The organism is Pseudomonas sp. H2_D02 (genome assembly GCF_054677635.1).
Genome location: NZ_CP162816.1, coordinates 5,288,497 through 5,308,005 on the forward strand (window position 1 = coordinate 5,288,497; position 19,509 = coordinate 5,308,005).

The following is a 19,509-nucleotide window of genomic DNA, read 5'->3' on the forward strand; positions in this document are numbered from 1 at the left end:
GTTCGTTGCAAAGCCGCTAGTTTCCCGAGGGACCCGGGGCCTGTCATCCCTTTTTTATCTGCAGCGGTCATAGCCAGAATCAATAGCGGTACTGGCCGCCCTGGATCCCTGTCGACAATTGCCGGTCCACACGCACATAGGTCGAGCTGTCAGGCAGCCAGGCGTAGATCGGCTCATCACCCGTGAGGCAGGGGTCAAAGGCCTCGGCCTTGAGACGGGTCTTCTGGTATTTGAAGGTGCCGGTGGTGTCCATCTTCACCTTGATGCGCAAGAACAGTGGCACCGCGTAAGCAGGCAACTTGCATTGCAGAAACCGCAGCAGCTCGCTGAAGTCCAGGGTCGCCAGGGATTCGGCCGGCGTAATCGCGGCCATGCCGGCACGGCCATTGGTGCCGTTGATCTCAACGCCATAGGCCACCGCCTCGGCAATCTGCGGATGTTGCAGCAGCACGTTCTCGACTTCGGTGGTGGAAACGTTCTCGCCTTTCCAACGGTAGGTGTCGCCAAGGCGATCGACGAACTGCCCATGGCCAAAACCGATGTTGCGCAGCAGATCACCGGTATTGAAGTAGCGATCGCCCGGGATAAAGACGTCCCGGTAGATGATTTTCTCAGTCTTGGTCGGATCGGTGTAGCCGTCCAGCGGCGCCTTGTCATCAATGCGAGCCAAGAGCAGGCCCGGCTCACCCCTGGGGACTTTCTGCATGCGTCCCTGCAGGTTGCGCAATGGCGCGCCGCTGTCGTGGTCGTAGCGCACCAGCGCCCAGGCCATCAGGGAAAACCCGACCGTGTTGTCAAAGTTGAGGATGTTGGTGAAACCGATATTGCCGTCGCTGGCCGCGTAGAGTTCACAGATATGGTCAACGCCGAAACGTGTCTTGAACGCAGCCCACGCGCCGGGACGCAGGCCGTTGCCAATCATTTTCGTCACGCTGTGCGCCCGGTCCGTGGTGCTGGCGGGCTGATCAACGAGATAACGGCACAACTCACCGACGTAACCCAGCGTGGTTGCCTGATACCGTCGCACGTCGCTCCAGAACTGGCTGGCGCTGAATTTGCGGCGCATGGCGAAACCCGAAGCACCGCATACCGCCGCGCCCCAGCACACGCACAGGCCGGTGGCGTGATACAGCGGCAGCGTGCAATAGACGATGTCCTCGGGCTGCATGTCCAAGGCAATCAGGCCGAAACTGGTGGCGGTGCGCATCCAGCGGCCATGGCGAAAGACCCCGGCCTTGGGCAGCCCGGTGGTGCCGGAGGTGTACAGATAGAAACAGGGATCATCGAAGAATACGTGCTGGCTGCTGGCCGGGTTCTCGCCCGGGTATTGCTCGCTTGCACGCATCAAGTCGACGAATCCGGACGGCGCAGGGACGTTTTCCTGATCCGCCACCCACCAGGTTCGCCCGTGCGATAGCCCGACCCGGCCACGCACGTCGTCGAACGCCGCAACCCGTTCGTCCCCGACCACCACGGCCACCGGCGTGACCAACGCAAGGCTGTGCACCAGGGCATCGCCCGTCTGCGCGGTATTGATCATCGCGCTGACCGCACCAACCTTCGCCACGGCCAGCACGGTGATCAGCAACTGTGGACGGTTCTCGATAAAGATCGCTACACAATCGCCCTTGCCCACGCCTTGCGCCGACAGGTAATGGGCGATGCGATTGGCCTGCTCGTTGACCTGTGCATAACTCAGCACCGCGTCGCCGCACAGCAGCGCCGGGCCTTGGGGATTGCGTTGCGTGGCCTGCTCGAAGCACCAGCCCAGGCCGCAGGGCTGCGTCGGGTCCTGGACGTTGGCGAGTTTCATGCCTTTGACAATGCGGGGAACCGCCCTGGCGATGGTGGGCAGCTTGCGCAGCATCATGCCCCAGGTAATGGCGTCGCTGGGTGTACGACTCATGGGTGATCCTTCCCCGCTCGACCTCGTGGGCCGTGGTTCTTGTCATGGGCGTGTGCGGATTTCGGCTCGAAAGTACCCAGCCGTTTGACGGCTGTACATGCGGTTTTTGCAATGTTTTGTATCCACGGCCCGGCACAGGCGAGGCGTGAGCGCGAGGACACGGTTTGGTTCCATAAATAAACGCCCGACCACGCAAAATGCAGGATGCACGATGGCCGTTCATGCAAGTTGCACGAAAGCAAAAATACGCGAAATCCGTATCTCGTTGTTTTTTAATGGTTTTTAAATTAATCGAATGCTGGCACAGACACTGCAACTACCCCTCCACGGTTTGCCACACCATGGAGCAATGAACGATGAATATGATTCAAGAGAAGTTTGCATCGCTGTTTTCCAACTACGAAGTCACCACCCAGGCACGCCCGGATGGCGGCATCCTGCTGACCTTGCGCAACAGCGACGGCAAACTGTTCAAGCGCACGATTTCCTACGCGCAATTGCACGCCGGGGACCAGTTGTCTTGGGCCATCAGTGCGATTCGCCGCGATCTGGCTGAGCAAGCCAGCGAGTTGCCGCCCGTGGCGATGCTGCAAAGCCAGCACCGCTTCGCGCTACCGACCTACCACAGCGCCTGACACGCTGTGTTGGGATCAGGCCTGGAGCCTTACGGTTCCATGGCCTGATTTTTTTTGCCTGCCGTTCAGGCGCCGAACCGGGACGGCTCGATGTCCGCAAAGCTTGCCAGGGTTTCGTGACCGGCCAGTTCGCCACCTTCACGCGCCAGGCCACAGGTGGCCATCCCGGCGTCACGGGCCGCGTCCAGTTCCTGGACGATGTCCGACAGGAAAAGAATCTCCCCTGGCGCGATGCCCATCGCCTCGCTGATGCGCTGGTAGGACTGCGCCTCCCGCTTGGGCCCGGACGTGGTGTCGAAATAACCGCTGAACAACGGCGACAAGTCGCCCGCCTCGGAACAGCCAAAAATCAGTTTTTGCGCCTGGATCGAGCCCGAGGAATACACAAACAACCGATAGCCTTGCTGGTGCCAATCTTTCAGTGCCTGCACCGCATCCGGGTAAACATGACCTTTCAACTGCCCGGCCTGGTAGCCCTGCTCCCAGACCATGCCCTGCAACGCCTTGAGCGGCGTAGCCTTGCGGTCCTCGGCAATCCAGCCCAGCAGGATTGTGATGACCCGCTCCACATCGGCGTCCGGCTCATGGCTGTCGCGACGCACAGCGGCCAATTGTTCCGCCACGTCGGCGCGACCGGCGTTCTGCCGGACGAAATCCGGCAGGTGCTCGGCGGCATAGGGAAACAACACGTCGAAGACAAAACTCACCGCGCTGGTGGTGCCTTCGATGTCGGTGAGGATGGCTTTGATTGTCACGAAGTCAGTCCTCCAGGCGCGGGAAGCGGCTGGCGATGTCGTCGCCGGTGAACTTGGCGACCCAGCCTTCCGGGTTGTTGAACAGGCGAATGGCAACGAAATGTGGGTGTTCGCCCATGTCGAACCAGTGCGGCGTACCGGCGGGCACGGAAATAAGGTCGTTCTTTTCGCACAGGACCGCGTAGACGTAATCGTCGATGTGCAAGGTAAACAGCCCACGACCGGCGACGAAAAATCGCACTTCGTCCTCGCCGTGCCGATGTTCATCAAGGAACTTGGCGCGAAGTTCGGCTTTCTGCGGATGGTCGCTGTTGAGGCTGATGACATCGACCGTGACGTAGCCGCGCTCGGTCATCAGCTGGTCGATCTGGGTCTTGTAGGCGGCGATCACTTCATCCTGGCTGGCGCCGGGCTGGATTTTCGTCGCGGCTTCCCAACGGTCGAACCGCACGCCTTTTTCGGCCAGGGTCGAGGCGATGTCCTCGAAGTGGGTCAGGACCTTGTTCGGAATATCGGGACTCGAAACGTGGTAGACGGACAGGCTGCTCATGGCAATGGCTCCAGCAATTATCGGTTCAGGAGTGCGCGGGTCTTGAGCTCGCACTCGAACAGGAATTCAAACGCTTCGATCTGGCGCAGCGCATCGTTCATGCCCGGCCCCCAGGTGTACAGGCCGTGGCCGCGGATCAGGTAACCGGCGCAATCGGGATGCGCTTCCAGCCAGGGTTGGACCTTGGCGGCCAGGCGGGCGATGTCCTGGTCGTTGTCGAAAATCGGCACACGGACGCGGGATTCATGGGTGGTTACACCGCTGAAGGCTTTTTGCAGTTCATAGTCTTCAAAGTCAATGAACGCTTCGCCGGTCAGGCGCGACAGCACCGTGGCGTTCACCGAATGGGTGTGCAACACCGCACCGATCTGCGGACGCCAGCGATACAACTGGGTGTGCAGCAGGGTTTCGGCCGACGGTTTCTTGCCTGGCTCCAGGCTGTTGCCATCCAGGTCGGTGGCGAGCACATCGTCGATGCACAACTGTCCCTTGTGCTTGCCCGACACGGTGAGCAAGGCCTGGTCAGCGGACAACCGGGTCGAATAGTTGCTGCTGGTGGCCGGCGACCAACCGCGACCGTATAAAAAACGCCCGGCGTCAATGATCTGCTGGGCGAGCTGTTCACGGGTAAGGCTCATGGCCTGTCCTCTTGCATGCGTGTGGCAATGATAACGGCTGCAGCGAAGGCTGCGAGGCTGGCGATGCTGAATGTCCAACCGGCGCCCAAGGCATTCCAGCTGTAGCCGGAATACAGTGCGCCCAACGCCCCGCCGGTCCCGGCCAGCGCGGCGTACAGCGCCTGGCCCTGGCCTTGCTGGCGCGGGCCGAAACTACGTTGCACGAAATGGATGGCAGCGGCGTGAAAGCTGCCGAACGTCGCCGCGTGCAGCACCTGGGCAAACAACAGTATCCAGAGGAACTCGGCCAGCGACCCCAGCAGCAACCAGCGCAGCGCCGCCAGCAGGAAACTCGCCATCAGCACCCGGCGCACGGAGAACCGCGCCAGGATCCGGCTCATGAACAGGAACACCAACACTTCGGCCACCACGCCGACGGCCCAGAGCACGCCGATCAATCCACGGCTGTAACCCAGGCGCTCCAGGTGCAACGTCAGGAAGGTGTAATACGGCCCATGGCTCATCTGCATCAGGCCGACACAGGCATAAAACGCCAGCACCCCCGGGTTGCGCAATTGCCGCAGGAAACCGTCCCCGGCCACTCGCGGCCCCTGGACCGGCTGGGCGTTGGGCACCCAGAAGCTGCTCAGTACGATGCCGCCCATGATCAAGGCCAGGGCGACGGGATAAATGTCCAGGCTCAGCCATTGGAACAAGCGGCCAAGGACCACCACGGTGATGATGAAACCGATGGAGCCCCACAGGCGAATCTGGCTGTAGCGGGAGGCTTGCCCACTCAAGTGGGCCAGGGTAATGACTTCGAACTGCGGCAGCACCGCGTGCCAGAAGAACGCATGCAGCGCCATGACCATCGCCAGCCAGGCGTAGCTCTTGTCGATGAAGATCAGCGAGAAGCTCAACAGCGTACAGATCGCGCCGAACCGCACGATCGCCAGGCGCCGGCCGGTATAGTCCCCCAGCCAGCCCCAGAGATTCGGCGCCACGCAGCGCATCAGCATGGGGATCGCCACCAGCTCGCCAATGCGTGCCGCGTTGAACCCCAAGTGATCGAAGTACAGCGCCAGGAACGGCGCGGTCGAACCGAGCAACGCGAAATAGAACAGGTAGAAACTGGAAAGCCGCCAGTACGGCAACGCCGCCATGCGCGTCAGGCCAGGGCGGTCGGCAGGCCAGCCATCAAAGCTGACCCAGCACCGGCGTACCGACTTGCACGTCGGCGTTCTGGCCGCGATGGCGCAACAGATGATCCATCAGCACGATCGCCATCATCGCTTCGGCGATCGGCGTGGCGCGGATGCCCACGCAGGGGTCATGGCGGCCCTTGGTGATGACGTCGACCGGGTTGCCATGAACGTCGATGGAGCGTCCCGGCGTGGTGATGCTGGAGGTCGGCTTCAACGCCAGGTGCGCGACGATCGGCTGGCCCGAGGAGATGCCGCCGAGGATGCCCGCCGGCATTGTTGCTGAGGAAACCTTGCGGGGTCAGTTCATCACGGTGCTCGGTGCCGCGCTGGGCCACACAGGCGAAACCGGCGCCGATCTCCACGCCCTTCACGGCATTGATGCTCATCAGCGCGTGGGCCAGTTCGGCGTCGAGGCGGTCGAAGATCGGCTCGCCCAGGCCAGGCATCACGCCTTCGGCGACCACGGTGATCTTCGCGCCGACCGAATCCTGGTCCCGGCGCAACTGGTCCATGTAGGCTTCCAGCTCCGGCACTTTGTCCGGGTCGGGGCTGAAGAAGGCGTTCTGTTCCACCGAATCCCAGGTCTTGAACGGGATTTCGATCGGGCCCAACTGGCTCATGTAGCCACGGATGACGATGCCCTGGCTGGCCAGGTATTTCTTGGCAATCGCCCCGGCCGCCACGCGCATCGCGGTTTCCCGGGCCGAACTGCGCCCGCCGCCGCGATAGTCGCGCTCGCCGTATTTGTGGTGGTAGGTGTAGTCGGCGTGGGCCGGGCGGAACAGGTCCTTGATGGCCGAGTAGTCCTTGGACTTCTGGTCGGTATTGCGGATCAGCAGCCCGATCGCACAGCCGGTGGTGCGCCCTTCGAACACGCCGGAAAGGATTTCGACTTCATCGGCTTCCTGGCGCTGGGTGGTGTGGCGGCTGGTGCCGGGCTTGCGGCGGTCCAGGTCACGCTGCAGATCTTCCAGGGAAATCTCCAGGCCCGACGGGCAGCCGTCGACAATGGCGACCAACGCCGGGCCATGGCTTTCGCCCGCGGTGGTGACGGTGAACAGCTTGCCGTAGGTATTGCCGGACATGCAGGGCGCTCCGTGAAATCGCTGAGAGTCGAGATGGGCGCCAGTATACGCAGGCTCCCCGAGTAGTTCATCCTCGAACCTTATCGGTGCCCGCCAGTCCAACCGGCACCTTCGTAACTAATGGCGTCATGATGTTAAGAGCGTTTGCCTTGAGCCTTACCCTGTTGACCGGCCTGCTTTCGGGCTTCGCCCAGGCCACCGTGCTGCAACGCCCCATCAGCCTCGACACCGGCAACGGTGAACTTTTCGGCTCGCTGTTGTTGCCCAAGTCCGACACACCGGTGCCCGTTGTCCTGATCATTTCAGGGTCAGGTCCTACGGATCGTGACGGAAACAACCCCGAGGGCGGGCGCAATGACAGTCTCAAGCGCCTGGCCTGGGTGCTGGCCAAGCACAACATCGCCAGCGTGCGCTACGACAAGCGCGGCGTGGCCGCCAGCCTTGCGGCGACACCGAACGAGCGCAACCTGAGCGTCGAAGCCTACGTTGCCGATGCCGTGGCCTGGAGCCACAAGCTGGCCGCCGATCCGCGACTGGGCCCGTTGATTCTGCTGGGCCACAGCGAAGGTGCACTGATCGCCAGCCTCGCCGCGCCCCAGGCCAACGCGGCGGCGGTCATCTCGTTGGCCGGCAGCGCCCGTCCGATTGACCAGGTACTGCGTCAGCAGCTCGGTAACCGCTTGCCACCGCCGCTGATGCTGCGCAGCAACGAGTTGCTCGACAGCCTCAAGGCCGGTCGCCCCGCCCCCAACGTTCCGCCGCAACTGCAGGTCATCTTCCGGCCAAGCGTGCAGCCGTATCTGATTTCGCTGTTCCGCCAGGACCCGGCCCAGGCGTTCGCGGCATTGAAGATGCCGGCCTTGATCATCCAGGGCAGCCACGATATCCAGGTCAGCGTCGACGACGCCAGACAGTTGAAAGCCGCCAAGCCTGACGCCGAACTGGCGCTGATCGAGGGCATGAACCATGTAATGCGCATCGTGCCCAACGATGTGAAGCGACAATTGGCTTCGTATAAGGATCCCAATCTGCCGTTGGCAGCCGAACTCAGTACTCGCATCCTGGGTTTTATAGGCACGTTGGCTGCCCGTTAAGCGGATTTGGTGGCCTATAGCCCTCCAGTCTTGGCAAATCCGGCCGATAAACCGGTGTCGGACAGCGCAACGGCTGCCGACAAGCCGGCCCGGACAGGATTTTGCCGTTATGACTGAGACTGAAACTTCACCCGACACCACCGCCGAAACGGCCACCCCAGCCGCGGCGGAACTGCCATGGGCGGACGTGCAGGCCGAGCATCACAAAATGCTCCGGCTGGCCCCGCTCAAGACCGATCGCGCCACTGGCGTGCGGCCCCTGCGGTTTGTCGAGTTCAGCTATGCCGAACGCCATAGCAAGGAACGCAGCTTGCTGCGCATGAGCATCAAGTTGCCGGGCCAGCGGGTGCGCAAGGAACAGAACCACCTCGACGTCTGGGCCGACCACGTCGAGAAACGCCTGTTCTTCTCGCCCGACAGTTTGCAAGTCGAGCCCCTGAATCGGGGCATCGGCCGCTTCCTCGCCGCCCAGGGCATCACCTGGGCCAAGAAGCGTTGGTCGAGCTATCGGGTTGACGGCACCGATTTGAACAACAAGGACGCACTGAACGAAGACACGCGCCTGCGCCGTGATCACTTCCTCAAGGCCCACGGTTTCGAAGTGGTCTACGCCGACGCGCAGCACCTCAAGGGCAGCGTGAAACAAGCCCAGGTCGGCGATCTAACGGGCGACTGGAACACCGAAAAACTGCAATTCGTTGAAATCCTCGAAGCCGCACAGATGCTCCAGCAAGCCGAGCAGAACCTGGCGGAACAGGAGGTCAAGCTCAAGCAGCAGGAAGAGAAGGTCAACAAGTTCAAGCGCGAAGACACCGGGTTGCGCTTCACCATCACTTGCCTGGTGGCGTTTGCGATGTTCCAGGCGGGGCTGTTGATCTGGATTGCGACGCGGCATTGACGGCTATCAGAAGTGTCTGACGCACCCGGTGGCGAGGGGATTTATCCCCGCTGGGCTGCGCAGCAGCCCCCGACACTCGTTCTGATACACCGCGGCGTTAGATTTAGGGGCGCTTCGCACCCCAACGGGGATAAATCCCCTCGCCACGAAAGCGGTCGCCAACACCGCCGGGATCAAACCCTGGACGCAAACAACGCCTGGTGCTCACGGCACTGCTCGGCGCTGAGCATGAACACACCGTGGCCGCCGCGCTCGAACTCCAGCCAGGCGAAGTCGACTTCCGGGTACAGCGCTTCGACGTGCACTTGGCTGTTGCCCACTTCAACGATCAACAGTCCCTTGTCGGTCAGATGATCGGCCGCCTCGGCCAGCATCCGCCGAACCAGGTTCAAGCCATCATCGCCACAGGCCAGGCCTAGCTCCGGCTCATGCTGGTATTCCTGGGGCATGTCGGCGAAATCTTCCGCATCGACGTAGGGCGGGTTCGACACGATCAGGTCGAAACGTTGCCCCGGCAGCCCATCGAAACCATCCCCCTGGACCGTGAATACACGCTCATCGACACCGTGGCGCTCGATGTTCTGATTGGCGACTTCCAGCGCTTCGAACGACAAGTCCGCCAGCACCACCTCGGCTTCGGGGAATTCATAGGCGCAAGCGATCCCGATGCAACCGGAGCCGGTGCACAGGTCAAGGATTCGTGCAGGCTCCTGGCCCAACCAAGGCTCGAAACGTTTTTCAATCAACTCGCCGATGGGCGAACGCGGAATGAGCACGCGCTCGTCGACGATGAAGGACATTCCGCAGAACCAGGCCTCACCCAACAAGTACGCGGTCGGAATGCGTTCCGCGATGCGCTCGGCGCAGCAGACGTTGCACATGCACCAACTCCTCGTCTTCGAGGCGGCAATCCAGGTAGCTGTCGGCAATTTCCCATGGCAGGTGCAGCGCGCCCAACACTAACTGGCGTGCCTCGTCCCAGGCGTTGTCGGTGCCATGGCCAAAGAACAGATCCTCCCCATGGAAACGGCTGACGGCCCAACGGATATGGTCGCGCAGGGTGCGAAGGCGGGAAGTGATCACGGCGGCAAACTCCAGAAAAATCGACGGGCGAGTCTATCAGCCAAACACGCGGTCACCCAAACGTGCCTGAAGTCAGGACGAAATATGCCGGACAAACTGTAGGATTCTTCCGTTTTATGCGCGGCCCATTGAACAAAGCGCAGATCTTGACAAGGCTGTAGGCCAGCAATGACGGCCCTTGCGATGGAAGCGATTCACAGAACCGCTCAGCCAGAGGAGAATGTCGCAAAAGCCCCACTCGAAGGAGCCCCAGAATGTCCGTTCCAAAAACGATGTTTCAACTCAGTGGTCGTGGTTATGCGGCGGCCAACCTGAGTCAAGCGACCCTGATCATCATCGACGCCCAGAAAGAATACCTCGCCGGCCCCCTGGCCCTGAGCGGCATGGATGCGGCGGTCGCGAACATAAAGCAACTGCTCGGTGCAGCCCGCGCCGCCGGACGGCCGATCGTGCACGTGCGCCACCTGGGCACCCATGGCGGGCTGTTCGATCCACAGGGTGAACGCGGGGAATTCATTCCAGGCCTTGAACCACAAGGCGACGAAACCGTGATCGAAAAGCTGCTGCCCAGCGCTTTCCACGGCACCGACCTGAAGAAGCGGCTGGAAGAGCTGGGTCCACTGGACCTGATCGTCTGCGGCTTCATGAGCCATTCCAGCGTCAGCACCACCGTGCGCGCCGCCAAGAACCTGGGTTTCCGTTGCACCCTGGTGGAAGATGCCTGCGCCACGCGCGACCTGCCGCACAAGGGCGGCGTCCTCAGCGCCGAACACGTGCACCAGACCGAAATGGCAATCATGGCGGACAACTTCGCCACGCTGGCCATGACCCGCGACTTCGCCTGATCCCGCCCTGGATGAGCGATCGCTGTGCCGCTCATCCGCAAAAGCCTCTCATTTGCCGCAATAGGCTTGGCTTCAGGAACAACCCGAACATCTTCCGGTCGAAGGGCCGATACCCATTGAGGAAGGTCGGAATGAAGATATCCGATGGTTTTGACGCACGTCGCTTGCGGCCCAAAGGCCCGAGCAACTGGCGATTTCGTATCGGCGCGGGCATCGCGGCGCTGCTGGCAACACTGGGTGTGCTGCTGGCAATGGCAGGTGCCGCCAGCCTGCTTGGTCGTCCGCCCGCACTGGGCGAGTTGAATGCCACCCCGCTGGGTTCGGCGGTCATCCTGGCAATCGGTCTGTTGGTACTGCTGCTGGGCGTCTGGCTCTGGCGCCGTTGCCGCCGACGCGCCCGCCAATCCCTGGAGCTGGCCATGGCTCCGCACCTGATGAAAAAGCACGACTGATCCGCCATCCGACGTTTTGTCGCGCCCTATCCTACCGGAGTTGGGTAAACTGGCCGGCCTTCGCGGAGGCTGACATGCAAGACGACGACTTTTCCCTGTTCAAAAGTGCGATCCAGGGCGTAAAACCAATCAAACACGATCGCGCCGAAACGGGCAAACCCAAGGCCGATCGCGCACAGATCGCCAAGCTGCGCCAGGCCGCCACCGTACGCACCGACGCCACCACCGTGGACGGGTTGTCCGATCAGTTCGTCATTGACGTCGGTCCCGAAGACGAATTGATGTGGGCGCGCGACGGCGTCCAGGAAAGCCAGATGCGCAAGCTGAAGGTTGGCCAGATTCCCTTCGAAGGCAGCCTCGACCTGCACGGCATGACCGTCGAAAAGGCCCGCGAGACCCTGTGGGCGTTTCTCGCCGAAGCCACCAAGTTCGAAATCCGCTGCGTGCGCGTCACCCACGGCAAGGCCGTGCGGCTGGACGGCAAGCGGCCGATGATCAAGAGCCACGTCAACACCTGGCTGCGCCAACACCCACAAGTGCTCGGCTTCACCTCCTGCCAGGCGAAGCACGGCGGCGCCGGGGCGGTCTACGTGATGCTCAAGCGCACCATGATGGAAGGCCGCGACGAGTAGCCCCTGATTGCCGAGCTTGCAGCGCCGTGTCCGCCACCGTACCCTTGCCCTTTGCGTAAATCCCCACAGGTAGTTTCATGTCTCTGGAACAGAATTACACCGCGATTCTCGGCCAACTGGGCGAGGACGTTTCCCGCGAGGGCCTGCTCGACACGCCCAAGCGCGCTGCCAAGGCCATGCAGTACCTTTGCCGCGGTTATGAACAGACCCTGGAAGAGGTCACCAACGGTGCCTTGTTCAGCTCCGACAACAGCGAGATGGTGCTGGTCAAGGACATCGAGTTGTACTCTCTGTGCGAGCACCATTTGCTGCCTTTCATCGGCAAGGCCCACGTGGCCTACATCCCGAGCGGCAAGGTGTTGGGCCTGTCGAAGGTCGCGCGCATCGTTGACATGTATGCCCGTCGCCTGCAGATCCAGGAAAACCTCAGCCGCCAGATCGCCGACGCGGTCCAGCAGGTGACCGGCGCCCTGGGCGTGGCGGTGGTGATCGAGGCCAAGCACATGTGCATGATGATGCGCGGCGTGGAAAAGCAGAATTCCTCGATGATCACTTCGGTGATGCTCGGTGAGTTCCGGGAAAATGCGGCAACCCGCATGGAATTCCTCAGCCTGATCAAGTAAAGCGTCTCGCGAAGAAAACCGGCATTGATCGCCGGTTTTTTTTCGCCCGCGAAAAATCAGGTAAGCTGCGCGCCCTCTTCTTTCCGCCGTGAGGCTATAACGTGATCGTCAAAGCGCTTCGAGTTGGCCTGGGCCAGCTCATCATCTTCATCGACTTCATCACCCGCCCCGGCAAGAAAAAGCGTCCGGCCGACGCCCAGGCGCAAGTCGAACAGGCAGCTCGCGGCCTGACGTTGTATCAATTCCATGCCTGCCCGTTCTGCGTGAAGACGCGCCGGACCCTGCGTCGCCTCAACGTACCGGTAGCCCTGCGCGATGCAAAAAATAACCAACAGGATCGCCAGACGCTGCTGGAACAGGGTGGCCGGATCAAGGTGCCGTGCCTGCGCATTGAAGAGAATGGCGAGACCACCTGGATGTATGAGTCCAAGGTGATCATTGATTATCTGGATAAGCGGTTTTCTGCCGTCTGAGGATTTGATGGTGGGCTGAGGGCCTCATCGCGAGCAAGCTCGCTCCCACAGGAGGCCAATGCTGATTATAAATCTGCAATCACGCACGGTTCCCTGTGGGAGCGAGCTTGCTCGCGATGGGATCGGCCCAGCCGCCGGATATTTCAAGCCGCCTTGGCCGCCAAAGCGCCCCGCACCACCCCGGCCAATCGCTTCAGGCCCTCGTCCAGTCGCGCCGGATCGATATGGCTGAAGTTCAAGCGCAAGTGCCCCAGGTGCTTGTCCGGCTCTGGAAAGAACGGCTCACCCGGCATGAACGCCACGTCAACCGCCAACGCCTCGGCAAGCAAAGTCCGGGTGTCCAGCGGTTGCTTGAGCGTCAGCCAGAAAAACAACCCGCCCTGTGGCATGTTCCAATCCGCGATATCGGAAAAATGCCGCTGTAGCGCAGCCTGGAACCGATCGCGCCGATCCCGGTAGAAATCCCGCAGCGCTTGCAGGTGGCTGCGGTACTGCTCGGTGCCAATCCACTGCAGCGCCTGCCATTGGCCGATGCGATTGGTATGCAGGTCCGCCGATTGCTTGAGCCGCAGCAGGTGTGGGAACAAGTCCGGGCTGGCGATCAGATAACCCACCCGCAGGCCCGGCAACAGGGTTTTCGACACAGTGCCGGTGTAGATCCAACTGGCCTTCTTCAAGCGACTGGCAATAGGCGTGGCGCTGCCGCCGTCGAAGGTCAGCTCGCGGTAAGGTTCGTCTTCGATCAGCGTCACGCCGAACTCATCCAGCAGCGCCGCCACCGCATCGCGCTTGGCCTCGCTGTAGCGCACCGCCGAAGGGTTCTGGAACGTTGGAATCAGGTAGATGAAGGCCGGTCGATGCCGCTCCAGCCGGGCCCGCATGTGCTCCAGGTCCGGGCCGTCCGCCTCAAGGGGGACAGTGATGCAGTCGGCGCCGAACAGCTGAAAGATTTGAAGGGCCGCGAGATACGTCGGCGCTTCGAGCATGACTTCGGTGCCGACGTCGATGTGCAGTTTGGCCGCCAGGTCGAGGGTTTGCTGGGAACCGCTGACCACCAGCACCTGGCTCGCCTCGCAAGCCAGGCCCAACGACCGCGCCTGGGCGGCCAATGCTTCGCGCAGGGCCGGCTCGCCCTCGCTCATGCCGTATTGGCCCATGGACAGCGGCATCGCGCCCCACTCCACCTTGGGCAGCATGGCTTCGGCCGGCAGGCCACCGGCGAACGACATCACTTCCGGGCGCTGCGCCGCAGCGAGGATTTCTCGAATCAAAGAACTTTTGAGGCGCGAGACACGTTCGGAAAAAGCCATGGGGGTCACCTGTAGCGAGGCCTTGGAAAAATGAGTCAAACTGTTTGACCGAAATTACCTCGCCGCCCTTGGAAACGTCAATATGCTTGACCTTAAAAACCCGTCCTCCCAACAAATGGCCATGGAAGCATTCTTCTTCGGTTACCAGGCGTTCACCGCCAAGGCCGATGAAATGCTCGAGCGTCGCGGGCTGAGCCGGGTGCACCAGCGCATCGTTTTTTTCATCGCCCGCTACCCCTCCTTGAGCGTGAAGGAACTGCTGGCATTGCTGGGCGTGACCAAGCAGGCATTGAACATGCCCTTGCGGCAATTGATGGAGATGCACCTGGTCAGCAGCGTCGCGTCCGAAACCGACAAGCGTAAGCGGCTGCTGGAATTGACGGCGGAGGGCCAGCGATTCGAACAGGCGCTGCGCCGTGAACAGGTGAAATTGCTGGAGCGGGTGTTTGCCGAAGCCGGGGAAGCGGCGGTGGATGGGTGGTTGGCGGTGAACCTGGCACTGGGGAAATCCAGTGATTGAAGGCGTCTGATCAGACGCTATCGCGAGCAAGCTCGCTCCCACAGGGGTTCAGTGGTGAAGACAAATCTTGCATTCATCACAGTCCGCTGTGGGAGCGAGCCTGCTCGCGAAGGCATCCGCATGGCCGATATATCCCCATCTCCATAAATTTCGTCGACAAAACAGAAAACATTATTTGCATTATTTGTATACAAAAGCATAATTCGCTTCGTGCGAGTTCCTGACCATCAGGTCAACTACTACGCCAGCCTTACCTGCCTCAAAGCTTCGCCGTCACCCTCAGGGGGCGTGCGGGGCTGGAAATAACAATAAAACTCTTGAGGAGTACTCGCTGTGGAAAGCCGCAAACCCGAAGCCCAGACCCTGGACCTCTCGCCGCCACTACGCAGTGGCTGGCTGGAGCGCCTCTTCAAACTCAGCTTGCATGGCACCACGGTGAAGACCGAGCTGATCGCCGGTCTGACGACCTTCATCACCATGGCCTACATCATTTTCGTCAACCCCAACATCATGGCCGACGCGGGCATCGATCATGGTGCAGCGTTCGTCGCCACCTGCATCGCCGCCGCCCTGGGTTGCCTGTTGATGGGGCTCTATGCGAACTGGCCGGTGGGCCTGGCACCGGGCATGGGCCTGAACGCCTTCTTCACCTACACCGTGGTCGGCACCATGGGCTACAACTGGGAAACCGCGCTGGGCGCGGTGTTTATATCCGGTGTGCTGTTCATGATCCTGACCTTGTCGCGGGTGCGTGAATGGCTGCTCAACAGCATTCCCGTGAGCCTGCGGTTCGCCATGGGTGCAGGGGTCGGGTTGTTTCTCGGGCTGATCGGCCTGAAGACCGCCGGCATCATCGTCGACAGCCCCGCTACCCTGATCAAGCTCGGCTCGCTGCGTGAGCCCGGTCCGTTGTTGGCCGCGGTGTGCTTCCTGATGATCGCCGTGCTCAGTTATCACCGCGTGTTCGGCGCGATCCTGATCAGCATCATCGCCGTGACGTTGGCCGGCTGGGGCCTGGGATTGGTGCAGTACAACGGCGTCATGTCGACACCGCCAAGCCTGGCCCCGACCTGGATGGCGATGGACGTGGCCGGTGTGTTCAACATCAGCATGATCAGCGTGGTGCTGGCCTTCCTGTTCGTGCACATGTTCGACACCGCCGGCACCCTGATGGGCGTCGCCCAGCGCGCCGGCCTGGTGAAGGCCGATGGCAAGATCGAGAACCTGTCCCGCGCCCTGAAAGCCGACAGCGCCTCCAGCGTATTCGGCGCCATGGTCGGGGTGCCGCCGGTGACGAGCTACGTGGAAAGCGCCGCCGGTGTCGCCGCCGGTGGCCGCACGGGGCTTACCGCCGTGACTGTCGGTGTGCTATTTATTGCCGCCATGTTCTTCGCACCGCTGGCCGGGATGATCCCGGCCTATGCCACGGCCGGCGCCTTGATCTACGTCGCCATGCTGATGATGGGCGGCATGGCCCATATCGAATGGGACGAACCCACCGACAGCATCCCGGCCATCGTCACGGCCATCATGATGCCCCTGACCTTCTCGGTCGCCGATGGCATCGCGCTGGGTTTCATCACCTACGTGGTGCTCAAGGCCGGTACCGGTAAACACAAGGAAATTTCCGTTAGCCTGTGGGTGCTCTGCGCGATCTTCATCGCCAAGTTCATCTTCTTGTAAGCGCTGCCGTATCCACCCGCCTCACCCCTTGGGTGAGGCTTTTGTACATCAGGAGCAAGCAATGAATCTGGAAACCTGGTTATTGTTCAGTGGCGCCGCCTTGGTGGTGATCCTCATCCCCGGCCCGTTGTCATTGCTGATGATCGGCAATAGCCTGAACTATGGCCTGCGCCGCTCGTATCCGGCGTTCCTGGGTGGCGTGATCGCGTCGATCTGCCTGTTGAGCGCTTCGGCGCTGGGGCTTGGTGCGTTGTTGATGGCGTCGGAGCAATTGTTCAGTGCCCTGAAGATCGTCGGTGCGTTATACCTGTTCTACCTTGCCTGGCAGAGCTGGCAGCAATCGCGCCAGCCTTCCCAGGGCGCCGAGGTACCACAAGCGGCCGCCACTCCGCGCTTTCGCGCCTTGTTCGGCCGGGCGTTCGTCCTGGGTGCCAGCAATCCAAAGGACATCTTGTTCTTCGCCGCGTTCCTGCCGCAATTCTTGAACGCCGGACAGCCATTCCTGCCGCAGTTGCTGGTCATGATTGCGACCTGGACCGTGCTGGACCTGCTATGCAAGCTGGCTTATGGGCTGGGTGCCCATGGCGCTGCCCGGTATCTGCGCACCGGTAAGGGCCAGAGCTGGTTCAACCGGGTCAGCGCCGGTTTGTTTGGTGGCGCGGGGGCCGCATCCTTGTTGAGCCGCTAAAAAAGCAAAAGCTTCGCGAGCAAGCCCGCTCCCACAGGTTTTTGTGAACGACAAAAATCCAGTGTGGGAGCGGGCTTGCTCGTGAAGGCACCCTCCCAGACACCGTATTCTCATGGGCGAAAAAAAGCCCGCAGTGTGGGCGGGCTAAAAACCAAAGAAGCTCTATGCGCAGTCGCCTCCAGGGCAAGGCAGCTGTTGGGGGATCAACTGCCTCGATAGGTTGAATAGGCGTAGGGCGAAATCAGCAACGGCACGTGGTAATGCTCCTGCTCTTGCGAGATACCGAAGCGCAGCACCACCACATCGAGAAACGCCGGCTCGGCCAGTTGAACGCCACGGGCGCGGTAGTAGTCACCGGCGTGGAACTGGATCTGGTAGACCCCGCTGCGGTAATCATCCCCCTGCAGCAGCGGCACATCGCAACGGCCGTCGCCATTGGTCAAAGCACTGGCAACCAACCGCAATTGCGAACCCTCGACACGGTACAGCTCGATCTTGATCGAGCTTCCAGGGCAGCCGTGCGCTGCATCCAAAACATGAGTAGTCAAACGTCCCATTGATTGTGCGCGCCTCGCTGCAGAACAGTCCGGCCCGACGCCTCCTGAATCAGTTGAAAGACAGGCCGCACCGTTTCGGAGCACGAAACGCTACGGCGATGAGCGAATTAAGACACTTTAAACGCAAATTGTACACAATAAAAAATACTTATTTTACCCCCAGGTCACGCGACGACAGCTCAACGTCGTGTTCAAGCCAAACCAACGGATACGTGACCCTCCAGGCGATAAATTGACCAAATGGGCAGGTTTCTTGCAGTGTAGACATTGTGGGGGACACGGTGAAAAATGCAAAAAATCAGGCTTACAAATCGCGCATAAAGTTGTATACAATCACTCCATCGTCGTGACGCCAGCCTGAGACTCATCGCCAGGGCGCCACCCACATGGTTCGAACAAGAAGGAAAACTGCAGTGAGCGCTGACTACCCACGCGACCTGATCGGTTACGGCAATAACCCTCCGCACCCACACTGGCCGGGCAATGCCCGCATCGCCCTGTCCTTCGTGCTCAATTACGAAGAAGGCGGCGAGCGCAACGTCCTTCATGGCGACAAGGAATCCGAAGCGTTCCTTTCCGAGATGGTCGCGGCGCAACCGCTGCAGGGCGAGCGCAACATGAGCATGGAATCGCTGTACGAGTATGGCAGCCGTGCCGGCGTCTGGCGGGTCCTCAAGTTGTTCAAGGAATTTGACATTCCGCTGACTATCTTCGCGGTGGCGATGGCCGCCCAGCGCCACCCGGACGTGATCCGCGCCATGGTCGCCGCCGGTCACGAAATCTGCAGCCACGGCTATCGCTGGATCGACTATCAATACATGGATGAGGCCCAGGAGCGCGAGCACATGCTCGAAGCGATCCGCATCCTCACCGAAATCACTGGCGAGCGTCCGCTGGGCTGGTACACCGGCCGCACCGGCCCAAACACCCGGCGCCTGGTGATGGAAGAAGGCGGTTTCCTCTACGACAGCGACACCTACGACGACGACCTGCCCTACTGGGAGCCGAACAACCCCACCGGCAAGCCGCACCTGGTGATCCCCTACACCCTCGACACCAACGACATGCGTTTCACCCAGGTGCAGGGTTTCAACAAGGGCGACGACTTCTTCCAATACCTCAAGGACGCTTTCGACGTGTTGTACGCCGAAGGCGCCGAAGCCCCGAAGATGCTTTCCATCGGCCTCCATTGCCGCTTGATCGGCCGCCCTGCACGCCTGGCCTCCCTCAAGCGTTTCCTCGAATACGCCAAGGGCCATGAACAGGTCTGGTTCAGTCGTCGCGTCGACATCGCCCGTCATTGGCAGCAGACCCATCCGTATCAGGGAGCGTCCAAATGACCGCTTTCCAGACACTCAAGCCTTCCACCTTGAGCCGCGAAGCGTTCGTCCGGGCCTTTGCCGATATCTACGAACATTCGCCATGGGTGGCCGAAAAGGCCTTCGACCTGGGCCAGGATGCATCGATCGACGAGATCGAGACCCTGCACCAGCGCATGAGCGACATCCTGTTGAGCGCCGATCATGCCAGCCAGCTGGCCCTGGTCAACGCTCACCCGGACCTGGCCGGCAAAGCCGCCGTCCAGGGCCAACTGACCGAAGCCAGCACCAACGAACAGGCTGGCGCCGGTATCCACCAATGCACGGCCGAAGAGTTCCAGCGCTTCACCGAGCTGAACGAGGCCTATAAAGCCAAGTTCAAGTTTCCCTTCATCATGGCGGTAAAAGGCAGCAACCGGCACCAGATCCTCGCCGCGTTCGAAACGCGCATCCACCACTCGGCAGACGCCGAATTCAAGTGCGCATTGGCGGAGATCAACAAGATCGCGTTGTTCCGATTACTGACCCTTTAGCGAGCGGCCCCTGACACCAGGTCCTGCAAGCATCCCCAGCCAACTT

The 19,509-nt window shown here is 61.2% G+C and carries 20 protein-coding genes and 2 pseudogenes; 13 read left to right on the plus strand and 9 right to left on the minus strand.

What is annotated here, in order from left to right; all coding sequences use genetic code 11:
• Positions 1-79: 79 nt before the first annotated feature.
• Complete coding sequence (locus AB4N42_RS24205; protein WP_217861453.1) at positions 80-1,906, minus strand: long-chain-acyl-CoA synthetase; 1,827 nt, start codon at positions 1,904-1,906, stop codon at positions 80-82.
• Positions 1,907-2,262: 356 nt separating this feature from the next.
• Between AB4N42_RS24205 and AB4N42_RS24210 the strand changes: the two genes are divergently transcribed.
• Complete coding sequence (locus AB4N42_RS24210; RefSeq protein ID WP_030142324.1) at positions 2,263-2,541, plus strand: DUF3509 domain-containing protein; 279 nt, start codon at positions 2,263-2,265, stop codon at positions 2,539-2,541.
• A gap of 65 nt (positions 2,542-2,606) precedes the next feature.
• Here AB4N42_RS24210 and mtnC read toward each other — a convergent pair whose 3' ends face one another.
• The 5 genes and pseudogenes from mtnC to aroC form a co-directional block, all read right to left on the minus strand.
• The gene (gene mtnC / locus AB4N42_RS24215) at positions 2,607-3,296 is read right to left on the minus strand and encodes an acireductone synthase (RefSeq protein ID WP_030142325.1); all 690 of its coding nucleotides are present in this window, start codon (positions 3,294-3,296) and stop codon (positions 2,607-2,609) included.
• A 4-nt stretch (positions 3,297-3,300) separates the two neighbouring features.
• Entirely contained in the window at positions 3,301-3,846 is a 546-nt protein-coding gene (locus tag AB4N42_RS24220; RefSeq protein ID WP_217861452.1) for a 1,2-dihydroxy-3-keto-5-methylthiopentene dioxygenase, read from the minus strand.
• A gap of 17 nt (positions 3,847-3,863) precedes the next feature.
• Positions 3,864-4,484, minus strand: coding sequence for a methylthioribulose 1-phosphate dehydratase (locus AB4N42_RS24225; RefSeq protein ID WP_030142327.1), 621 nt, complete (start codon positions 4,482-4,484; stop codon positions 3,864-3,866).
• On the minus strand, positions 4,481-5,626 hold the full coding sequence (locus AB4N42_RS24230; protein WP_030142328.1) for an MFS transporter: 1,146 nt from the start codon (positions 5,624-5,626) through the stop codon (positions 4,481-4,483). The genes AB4N42_RS24225 and AB4N42_RS24230 overlap by 4 nt, the downstream gene beginning before the upstream one ends.
• 34 nt (positions 5,627-5,660) lie before the next feature.
• Positions 5,661-6,753: pseudogene (gene aroC, locus AB4N42_RS24235) on the minus strand (chorismate synthase).
• A gap of 128 nt (positions 6,754-6,881) precedes the next feature.
• On the opposite strand from aroC, the gene AB4N42_RS24240 reads away from it, so the two are divergent.
• On the plus strand, positions 6,882-7,847 hold the full coding sequence (locus tag AB4N42_RS24240; RefSeq protein WP_030142330.1) for an alpha/beta hydrolase: 966 nt from the start codon (positions 6,882-6,884) through the stop codon (positions 7,845-7,847).
• Positions 7,848-7,956: 109 nt separating this feature from the next.
• Positions 7,957-8,745, plus strand: a complete 789-nt coding sequence (locus AB4N42_RS24245) for a hypothetical protein (RefSeq protein WP_030142331.1) — start codon at positions 7,957-7,959, stop codon at positions 8,743-8,745.
• Positions 8,746-8,918: 173 nt separating this feature from the next.
• On the opposite strand, the pseudogene prmB reads toward AB4N42_RS24245, so the two are convergent.
• Positions 8,919-9,828: pseudogene (gene prmB / locus AB4N42_RS24250) on the minus strand (50S ribosomal protein L3 N(5)-glutamine methyltransferase).
• 254 nt (positions 9,829-10,082) lie between these two features.
• On the opposite strand from prmB, the gene AB4N42_RS24255 reads away from it, so the two are divergent.
• The 5 genes from AB4N42_RS24255 (at position 10,083) to AB4N42_RS24275 (ending at position 12,853) form a co-directional block, all read left to right on the plus strand.
• Complete coding sequence (locus tag AB4N42_RS24255) at positions 10,083-10,673, plus strand: cysteine hydrolase family protein (RefSeq protein ID WP_030142333.1); 591 nt, start codon at positions 10,083-10,085, stop codon at positions 10,671-10,673.
• Positions 10,674-10,804: 131 nt separating this feature from the next.
• Entirely contained in the window at positions 10,805-11,125 is a 321-nt protein-coding gene (locus AB4N42_RS24260) for a hypothetical protein (RefSeq protein ID WP_030142334.1), read from the plus strand.
• Positions 11,126-11,199: 74 nt separating this feature from the next.
• A complete protein-coding gene (locus AB4N42_RS24265; RefSeq protein ID WP_025214971.1) occupies positions 11,200-11,757 on the plus strand; it encodes a Smr/MutS family protein in 558 nt (185 codons plus the stop codon).
• A gap of 77 nt (positions 11,758-11,834) precedes the next feature.
• Positions 11,835-12,380, plus strand: coding sequence for a GTP cyclohydrolase I FolE (folE, locus tag AB4N42_RS24270; protein ID WP_030142335.1), 546 nt, complete (start codon positions 11,835-11,837; stop codon positions 12,378-12,380).
• 101 nt (positions 12,381-12,481) lie between these two features.
• Positions 12,482-12,853 carry a glutathione S-transferase N-terminal domain-containing protein gene (locus AB4N42_RS24275; RefSeq protein WP_030142336.1) on the plus strand — a complete coding sequence of 124 codons (372 nt, stop codon included), beginning with the start codon at positions 12,482-12,484 and terminating at the stop codon, positions 12,851-12,853.
• Positions 12,854-12,996: 143 nt separating this feature from the next.
• On the opposite strand, the gene AB4N42_RS24280 is transcribed toward AB4N42_RS24275, so the two are convergent.
• A complete protein-coding gene (locus AB4N42_RS24280) occupies positions 12,997-14,163 on the minus strand; it encodes an aminotransferase-like domain-containing protein (RefSeq protein ID WP_030142337.1) in 1,167 nt (388 codons plus the stop codon).
• Between the two features lie 82 nt (positions 14,164-14,245).
• Between AB4N42_RS24280 and AB4N42_RS24285 the strand changes: the two genes are divergently transcribed.
• The 3 genes from AB4N42_RS24285 to AB4N42_RS24295 all read left to right on the plus strand — a co-directional run bounded on the left by AB4N42_RS24285 (position 14,246) and on the right by AB4N42_RS24295 (position 17,054).
• Positions 14,246-14,683 (plus strand): MarR family winged helix-turn-helix transcriptional regulator, encoded by a 438-nt coding sequence (locus AB4N42_RS24285; RefSeq protein ID WP_030142338.1) that lies wholly within the window; start codon positions 14,246-14,248, stop codon positions 14,681-14,683.
• A gap of 333 nt (positions 14,684-15,016) precedes the next feature.
• Positions 15,017-16,366: an NCS2 family permease gene (locus tag AB4N42_RS24290; protein WP_030142339.1), complete on the plus strand. Its 1,350-nt coding sequence runs from the start codon at positions 15,017-15,019 to the stop codon at positions 16,364-16,366.
• A gap of 61 nt (positions 16,367-16,427) precedes the next feature.
• Positions 16,428-17,054, plus strand: a complete 627-nt coding sequence (locus AB4N42_RS24295) for a LysE family translocator (RefSeq protein ID WP_030142340.1) — start codon at positions 16,428-16,430, stop codon at positions 17,052-17,054.
• Positions 17,055-17,257: 203 nt separating this feature from the next.
• Here the strand turns inward: AB4N42_RS24295 and uraH are convergent, their stop codons facing one another.
• A complete protein-coding gene (gene uraH, locus AB4N42_RS24300) occupies positions 17,258-17,611 on the minus strand; it encodes a hydroxyisourate hydrolase (protein ID WP_217861449.1) in 354 nt (117 codons plus the stop codon).
• A 413-nt stretch (positions 17,612-18,024) separates the two neighbouring features.
• Between uraH and puuE the strand changes: the two genes are divergently transcribed.
• Together puuE and uraD are read left to right on the plus strand one after the other, a co-directional pair.
• Positions 18,025-18,951: an allantoinase PuuE gene (gene puuE / locus AB4N42_RS24305; protein ID WP_030142342.1), complete on the plus strand. Its 927-nt coding sequence runs from the start codon at positions 18,025-18,027 to the stop codon at positions 18,949-18,951.
• Positions 18,948-19,463 carry a 2-oxo-4-hydroxy-4-carboxy-5-ureidoimidazoline decarboxylase gene (gene uraD, locus AB4N42_RS24310; protein ID WP_030142343.1) on the plus strand — a complete coding sequence of 172 codons (516 nt, stop codon included), beginning with the start codon at positions 18,948-18,950 and terminating at the stop codon, positions 19,461-19,463. Before puuE ends, uraD begins: the two co-directional genes overlap by 4 nt.
• The last annotated feature ends 46 nt before the right edge of the window (positions 19,464-19,509 follow it).

What these genes read in the sequence shown, in the direction of transcription:
- AB4N42_RS24205 (WP_217861453.1), bottom strand. Translation starts at nt 1,906, where the DNA reads ATGAGTCGTACACCCAGCGACGCCATTACCTGGGGCATGATGCTGCGC.
- AB4N42_RS24210 (WP_030142324.1), top strand. Translation starts at nt 2,263, where the DNA reads ATGAATATGATTCAAGAGAAGTTTGCATCGCTGTTTTCCAACTACGAA.
- AB4N42_RS24220 (WP_217861452.1), bottom strand. Translation starts at nt 3,846, where the DNA reads ATGAGCAGCCTGTCCGTCTACCACGTTTCGAGTCCCGATATTCCGAAC.
- AB4N42_RS24225 (WP_030142327.1), bottom strand. Translation starts at nt 4,484, where the DNA reads ATGAGCCTTACCCGTGAACAGCTCGCCCAGCAGATCATTGACGCCGGG.
- AB4N42_RS24230 (WP_030142328.1), bottom strand. Translation starts at nt 5,626, where the DNA reads ATGGCGGCGTTGCCGTACTGGCGGCTTTCCAGTTTCTACCTGTTCTAT.
- AB4N42_RS24240 (WP_030142330.1), top strand. Translation starts at nt 6,882, where the DNA reads ATGATGTTAAGAGCGTTTGCCTTGAGCCTTACCCTGTTGACCGGCCTG.
- AB4N42_RS24245 (WP_030142331.1), top strand. Translation starts at nt 7,957, where the DNA reads ATGACTGAGACTGAAACTTCACCCGACACCACCGCCGAAACGGCCACC.
- AB4N42_RS24255 (WP_030142333.1), top strand. Translation starts at nt 10,083, where the DNA reads ATGTCCGTTCCAAAAACGATGTTTCAACTCAGTGGTCGTGGTTATGCG.
- AB4N42_RS24260 (WP_030142334.1), top strand. Translation starts at nt 10,805, where the DNA reads ATGAAGATATCCGATGGTTTTGACGCACGTCGCTTGCGGCCCAAAGGC.
- AB4N42_RS24265 (WP_025214971.1), top strand. Translation starts at nt 11,200, where the DNA reads ATGCAAGACGACGACTTTTCCCTGTTCAAAAGTGCGATCCAGGGCGTA.
- folE (WP_030142335.1), top strand. Translation starts at nt 11,835, where the DNA reads ATGTCTCTGGAACAGAATTACACCGCGATTCTCGGCCAACTGGGCGAG.
- AB4N42_RS24280 (WP_030142337.1), bottom strand. Translation starts at nt 14,163, where the DNA reads ATGGCTTTTTCCGAACGTGTCTCGCGCCTCAAAAGTTCTTTGATTCGA.
- AB4N42_RS24285 (WP_030142338.1), top strand. Translation starts at nt 14,246, where the DNA reads ATGCTTGACCTTAAAAACCCGTCCTCCCAACAAATGGCCATGGAAGCA.
- AB4N42_RS24295 (WP_030142340.1), top strand. Translation starts at nt 16,428, where the DNA reads ATGAATCTGGAAACCTGGTTATTGTTCAGTGGCGCCGCCTTGGTGGTG.
- uraH (WP_217861449.1), bottom strand. Translation starts at nt 17,611, where the DNA reads ATGGGACGTTTGACTACTCATGTTTTGGATGCAGCGCACGGCTGCCCT.
- uraD (WP_030142343.1), top strand. Translation starts at nt 18,948, where the DNA reads ATGACCGCTTTCCAGACACTCAAGCCTTCCACCTTGAGCCGCGAAGCG.